Source organism: Acinetobacter sp. YH12100 (genome assembly GCF_013419135.1).
Classification (GTDB): Bacteria; Pseudomonadota; Gammaproteobacteria; order Pseudomonadales; family Moraxellaceae; genus Acinetobacter; species Acinetobacter pseudolwoffii.
In genome coordinates this window covers 1-5,587 of record NZ_VPAQ01000038.1, presented here as the reverse complement: position 1 = coordinate 5,587, position 5,587 = coordinate 1, and the positions used below count along the sequence as shown (strand labels likewise).

Annotated in this window: 6 protein-coding genes and 3 pseudogenes; all 9 read left to right on the top strand. The window is 36.8% G+C overall.

From position 1 onward, the window contains the following. Positions 1 to 860: 860 nt before the first annotated feature. On the top strand, positions 861 to 1,076 hold the full coding sequence (locus FTU40_RS14805; RefSeq protein ID WP_005093626.1) for a cold-shock protein: 216 nt from the start codon (positions 861 to 863) through the stop codon (positions 1,074 to 1,076). Positions 1,077 to 1,173: 97 nt separating this feature from the next. Beyond that, the gene (locus tag FTU40_RS14800; RefSeq protein ID WP_005093624.1) at positions 1,174 to 1,407 is read left to right on the top strand and encodes a hypothetical protein; all 234 of its coding nucleotides are present in this window, start codon (positions 1,174 to 1,176) and stop codon (positions 1,405 to 1,407) included. A 62-nt stretch (positions 1,408 to 1,469) separates the two neighbouring features. After that, entirely contained in the window at positions 1,470 to 1,667 is a 198-nt protein-coding gene (locus tag FTU40_RS14795; protein WP_074382686.1) for a hypothetical protein, read from the top strand. Positions 1,668 to 1,855: 188 nt separating this feature from the next. After that, positions 1,856 to 2,051, top strand: a pseudogene (locus FTU40_RS14790) (hypothetical protein); the annotation flags it as partial. Between the two features lie 206 nt (positions 2,052 to 2,257). Then, positions 2,258 to 2,517 (top strand): annotated as a pseudogene (locus FTU40_RS14785) (IS1 family transposase); the annotation flags it as partial. A 447-nt stretch (positions 2,518 to 2,964) separates the two neighbouring features. Then, positions 2,965 to 4,323, top strand: coding sequence for an NAD(P)-binding domain-containing protein (locus FTU40_RS14780; RefSeq protein WP_074382685.1), 1,359 nt, complete (start codon positions 2,965 to 2,967; stop codon positions 4,321 to 4,323). A 72-nt stretch (positions 4,324 to 4,395) separates the two neighbouring features. Then, positions 4,396 to 4,800: an IS66 family insertion sequence element accessory protein TnpB gene (locus FTU40_RS15310; protein WP_227523651.1), complete on the top strand. Its 405-nt coding sequence runs from the start codon at positions 4,396 to 4,398 to the stop codon at positions 4,798 to 4,800. Then, on the top strand, positions 4,743 to 5,132 hold the full coding sequence (gene tnpB / locus FTU40_RS14770) for an IS66 family insertion sequence element accessory protein TnpB (protein WP_100329899.1): 390 nt from the start codon (positions 4,743 to 4,745) through the stop codon (positions 5,130 to 5,132). The genes FTU40_RS15310 and tnpB overlap by 58 nt, the downstream gene beginning before the upstream one ends. A gap of 74 nt (positions 5,133 to 5,206) precedes the next feature. Next, positions 5,207 to 5,485: pseudogene (locus FTU40_RS14765) on the top strand (IS66 family transposase); the annotation flags it as partial. Between the last annotated feature and the right edge of the window lie 102 nt (positions 5,486 to 5,587).

Genomic DNA, 5,587 nt, shown 5'->3' with positions numbered 1-5,587 from the left:
CGCGACTCATGAGTGCTCGGTTATATGCGGGCCAATTGGTTGTGCGGTAGATTTTGTGTGTAGGCTTCTTCATTTGAAAATTATATCGCTGAAAAAGCCTTTACAGATAGGTTTGTGCAACAAAGCCCTTTGGAGCAACCGGACATTTCTATTTGGGGCTGACACCCGAATTTTGTATATGAGGGTTTATGTTAAATAAAAGATATTTATTATTTCTTCAAAAGTAAAAAACTACCTAACAGGCTAATGCTGATCAGTTAAGAATTTCAGAACTAAAATTATGTTCAATAACACATAAAATTAGATCAATTAAAATTCAAAAATAAGGAAATTTAGATTTATTTTTAATCTAAATTTCCTTAACTGACTGGCATTAACCTAACAGGCGGTTTTTTATCACATACTGCTAATTATCAGTATTTAAAGCTATAAAATTTGGCGGTTTATCTATGACTTGCATATGGGAAAAAATCATCATTCCCGAAATTAAAAACATCAATATTGTTATTACAGAACTATATAATCGCATTCATTATTTATCAATCTAACTCAACTCTACATATTACCTTATATTGTTACATTTACAATAAAAATATGATTTTACTGAATTTTTTAATTAATTTAATCTTATTTTATTAGTTTAATAAATATATATATAAGAAAACTTGATTTTTACTATTTTTAGTGTATAGTTAAGTTAACTAGAAAAAAGTCTTGTTCCGGTAAATCTTCTTTAAGTATCGCAGTTTTAGTCATAATCCTTCGTTTTTTCAGATTTTAAGTCGCTTCTTTATTATTTCAAAGTTATTAATCAGTCAATAAAATGACTAAAAAATTATTAAAAATTAGTAGGATATATTATGTCAAACTCAAATGTTGTTAAAGGTACTGTTAAGTGGTTTAACGAAACTAAAGGTTTTGGTTTCATTCAACAAGAATCAGGTCCAGACGTTTTTGCTCATTTCAGCGAAATCGCGAATTCAGGTTTCAAGACCTTATTTGAAGGCCAGCAAGTTGAATTCAGTGTAGCTCAAGGTCAAAAAGGACCGAATGCTGTAAATATTGTTGCTATCTAAGTAATAATAAGCAGTAATAAAAAGCACTCATTAGTGCTTTTTTTATACTTTAAAATGTTTTCAAAATTGAAAAAATTTCTAAAAAATAGGATATAAGTTGTTAAAAATAAATGATTTAATTGCAAAATCTAAAAATGGTACTGAAATTATTGTTTCATTAATTCCTCTACATAAAATGCAAAATACACGTCAAGGTTTAAAACAAATTGAAGTCGGTAAAAGAGTTCTACTGGAATCTGGAATCGAGGTTGATTTAAATTTGGATGGTCGTACATTTTACACTTCTCTAAATCAGCTATTTAAATTAAATGATAAAGTTGTGTATCAATAAAAATAATAAACATCAATGGTTTATGTGGACTTTCCACTGCAATTTTTTTTAAGGGGATATATATGTTTAAACAGACTCTCAGCATCAAAGACCAGTTTGGCGTTAAATACGCTATTCAAGCTACTGTGGATCATGATTTTGCCACCACCCAATCTCATTCGAATATAAAACATATCACCGTCGATGGTGAAGATATTCGACCTAGTTTTGAAATGCTTTTTCAAAGTACTTTAAGTGGAAAAATATTCAAAATCATCTAGAAATATAATTTCTATAAAATCCATAGTCTGGATCAAATATCAGAACCTGCTCGCTATTATGCGGGTTTTTTTATAGCTCATATTTATATTTGTAAGCCTCTGCTTATGCGAAACGAGAGTTCACAGCTCTCGTTTTTTTTGTTCTAAAACTGCTAAAATTCTTATACGCCATTGACGTACTTAAACCTATTTTATTTATTGAAAACAGTATTTTTACCAAGCAAATCAAAGAGCTTGTGAGTGATGAAAGGTATCGTCAGCTCCAGCAAGATCTCTTGGTATAGCCTGATCAGGGCGATTGAATCAAAAAATGGTGGTGGAATTCGTAAAGCACCTTGTGCTCAAGGCAATAATGGTAAAAGTGGCGGTATCCGGGTGATCTATAAAGCGTACAAAATAGCCTAAATTTTATCCACAGCAATTGGGGATAGTTTTCGCCCTGGAAGAGCTGATAACTTTGGGGAAATTCCAAAATTGAGCATTTTTTAATCTATTGGGACTTGCGCACTATTATTTATAGATTCTCTGTGGCAGCAGATGATTTTTATCGACGCAGATTCAAATCCCAAGTGCGACACATTTGTAGTTAGTTGAAAAAGTTAGGTGAACCGTACCGGGTTTGTCGGAGGCGAATTTCGAGTAATTTATGGGACAGTTTTGTCACTGCTTTTAAAATTATAAGCAATCGATTGGTAAGTTCTTTACTGTAGGTATTGAAGGTAATAATTGCAGAATCAGGCATCGGCTCAGGCGTGGATTTAGGAGAAGCTGTAATTTTTCGAAAAAGTTAGAAAACCACTTTAAGGCTTTCGATTTAACCTTCTTCCACATCAATAATGGCTGCATTTAATCCCAGCATACTTTTTGAAACACCACCACTTCAATTCAAACAAATTTTAAGAAAAAATCTAAAAAAATTCTCTTTAGAATCTATAGGAAAAACCTAATAAGAATCAAGAACATATACCAAATGATAAAATTTTAAATATTAATGGAATGACTTTAAATTCACTTTTATAACTAAGCAAAGCCACAATTAATCAGAAATTATGATAAGATCAGCTTTCTTAAAAAATGTATTTTTTATAAAGATGAATTGCTTAGGTAATTTTTACTGTCTTTAGCACATTTTATTATTTTTTCTTTTTTTTAATTCACATCCTATTTTGAACAGATTTTTAATCGCTCAATTTAGGATTGTATTTGCTTATCTTTATAATGCTTATATTTCAAATCCTAAATTGTGACACTCAAAATTGGAGAGGTAATTAAGAACTCAAAACTAATGGAGATAGCAATGGATCGAATTGCAATTATTGGTGCTGGCCCAAGTGGCATGGCCCAATTAAGAGCGTTTCAGTCAGCAAAGGCCAAAGGTCTACAAGTTCCTGAAATTGTATGTTTCGAAAAACAAAATGATTGGGGCGGGCTATGGAACTATACTTGGCGCACTGGTATAGATGAACATGGGGAACCTGTCCACGGCAGTATGTACCGCTATTTATGGTCAAATGGCCCCAAAGAAGCGCTAGAATTTGCCGATTATACTTTTGATGAACATTTCAAAAAACCAATCGCTTCATATCCACCACGTGCAGTACTGTGGGATTACATCAAAGGCCGTGCAGAAAAAGCACAGGTCAAAGATTTAGTTCGTTTCAATAGTGCCGTTCAGCATATTGCCTATGATGAAACAACGCAAAAATTCACGGTAGATGTCGAAGATTATGCACAACAACAGCATTATTCAGAACAATTTGATTATGTTGTCGTTGCATCTGGACACTTCTCTACCCCACGCGTTCCTGTTTATGAAGGCTTTGATCAATTCCATGGTCGCATTTTACACGCACACGACTTCCGTGATGCGCTGGAATTTAAAGGCAAGTCTGTGTTATTGGTTGGCAGCAGCTACTCTGCCGAAGACATTGGTTCGCAATGTTATAAATACGGTGCTAAGCAAATTTACAGTTGCTATCGTAGTAAAGCCATGGGCTTTAAATGGCCTAAAAACTGGTCTGAAAAGCCACAATTACTGCGTGTAGATGAAAATACTGCTTATTTTAGTGATGGAACATCTGCCAAAATTGATGCCATTATTTTATGCACAGGCTATTTGCACCACTTCCCATTTATTGAAGATAACCTACGCCTCAGAACACATAACTGCCTTTATCCGCAGGGTTTATATCAGGGTGTGGTGTGGGAAAAGAATCCTCGCTTGTTCTACTTGGGCATGCAAGATCAATGGTACACCTTCAATATGTTCGATGCGCAAGCATGGTTTGTCCGTGATGTGATTTTGGGCAAAATTGCTTTACCAAGCACGGCAGAAATGCAGAGCCATACGCAGACCTTACATCAAAAAGAGCAGCGCCTATTGAACGATGAACAATCTGCCCGCTTCCAAGGTGACTACATCAAACGCCTGATTGCGCAGACGGACTATCCATCATTCAATATTGATGCAGTGCATGATATTTTCATGCAATGGAAAAAGCATAAAAAAGAAAACATTATGGGCTTTAGAGATAAAGTCTATCGCTCAGTAATGACTGGAAAAATGGCTAAGCCACATCACACGCCATGGTTATATGCGCTAGATGATTCTTTAGAAAACTATTTGGAAGATGAAGCACAACGTGAAGCGATGTAAGGCTTAATCACAAAAAGCCACACAATACGCAGCAAAATAGCCAACAAGCCCCATAAGTTATGGTCATGGGGTTTGTTGTTTGGACTGCCACCACTCTCCGAGACAAATAAGGCCGTACAGCCTTTACGACGTAACAACCCTGATGAACATGAACCTCTCGAAGCAAAGAAAGAAATCCTTTGCCTTAAAGCACCGAACGTTTCAATTGCTTCGGTCGCTTTGCAACATGGATTGAATACAAATCTTGTATCCAAATGGATTCGCTTAATTGATGGTAAGCCAGGGAATGATCGCTCACCACTACCGAATAAACCTGCATTTATTGCCTTATCTTGCTCTGCACCATTAGATCCTACTCCTACTGACATGTTAACGGTTCAAATTACTTTACCCCACTCAAAAGCAGAAATTGGCTTGAAATGGCAAGTATCAGAAATATCTGCTTTAGCAGAATTACTCAAGGCACTTGCAACATGATCCATATCGATGAAATCTGGCTCTCTACCCAGCCGATGGACATGCGTGCGGGTATGGATACTGCCATGGCTCAGGTGCTGAGAGCCTTTGGCTCGATCAAACTGCATTGCGCCTACCTGTTCTGTAATAAGCGTGGCCATCGCATGAAAGTGCTGGTGCATGATGGATTGGGCATCTGGCTGTGTGCCCGGCGGCTGGAACAGGGTAAATTTCACTGGGCTCAGATTCACCAGGGTGAAACCGTAGCCCTCAGCCCAGAGCAGTTGCAGGCACTGATCCAGGGTTTACCCTGGCAGAGAATTGGACGACAGCAGGTGGTGACGATGCTCTAAACCAGGCTCGTACATTCTGCTATTCTCCAAACGTTCTATTTCATTCTCTTCATGACCTCAGGCATACTGCGGTCATGAAAACGCTGCCTGATTTAAACCAACTGACCCATGAGCAACTGCTGGAATTTACCCGGCAATTGGCGATGCAGCATCAGTCTTTGGCACAATCAAATCAGCAATTAGATGCCAAAGTTCAACATCTGGAAGTCACCAATCAACAATTAGATGGCAAAGTTCAACATCTGGAAGCATGCAACCAACATCTCTCTATTCTCACTCAAAAATACGAGCATGAACTGGCTCTGTTTAAAAAGCATAAATTCGGCAGGGCTTTGTTGCACAAAGATTTGAAATGCAAAGCGCCCCTAATTGAGCCAAATTTAAGGCGTAACTTGGGTAAGTGGTCGACCTAATTCCGTAAATCTGTTGAGGACTGCTACACGTGCATGAATTTC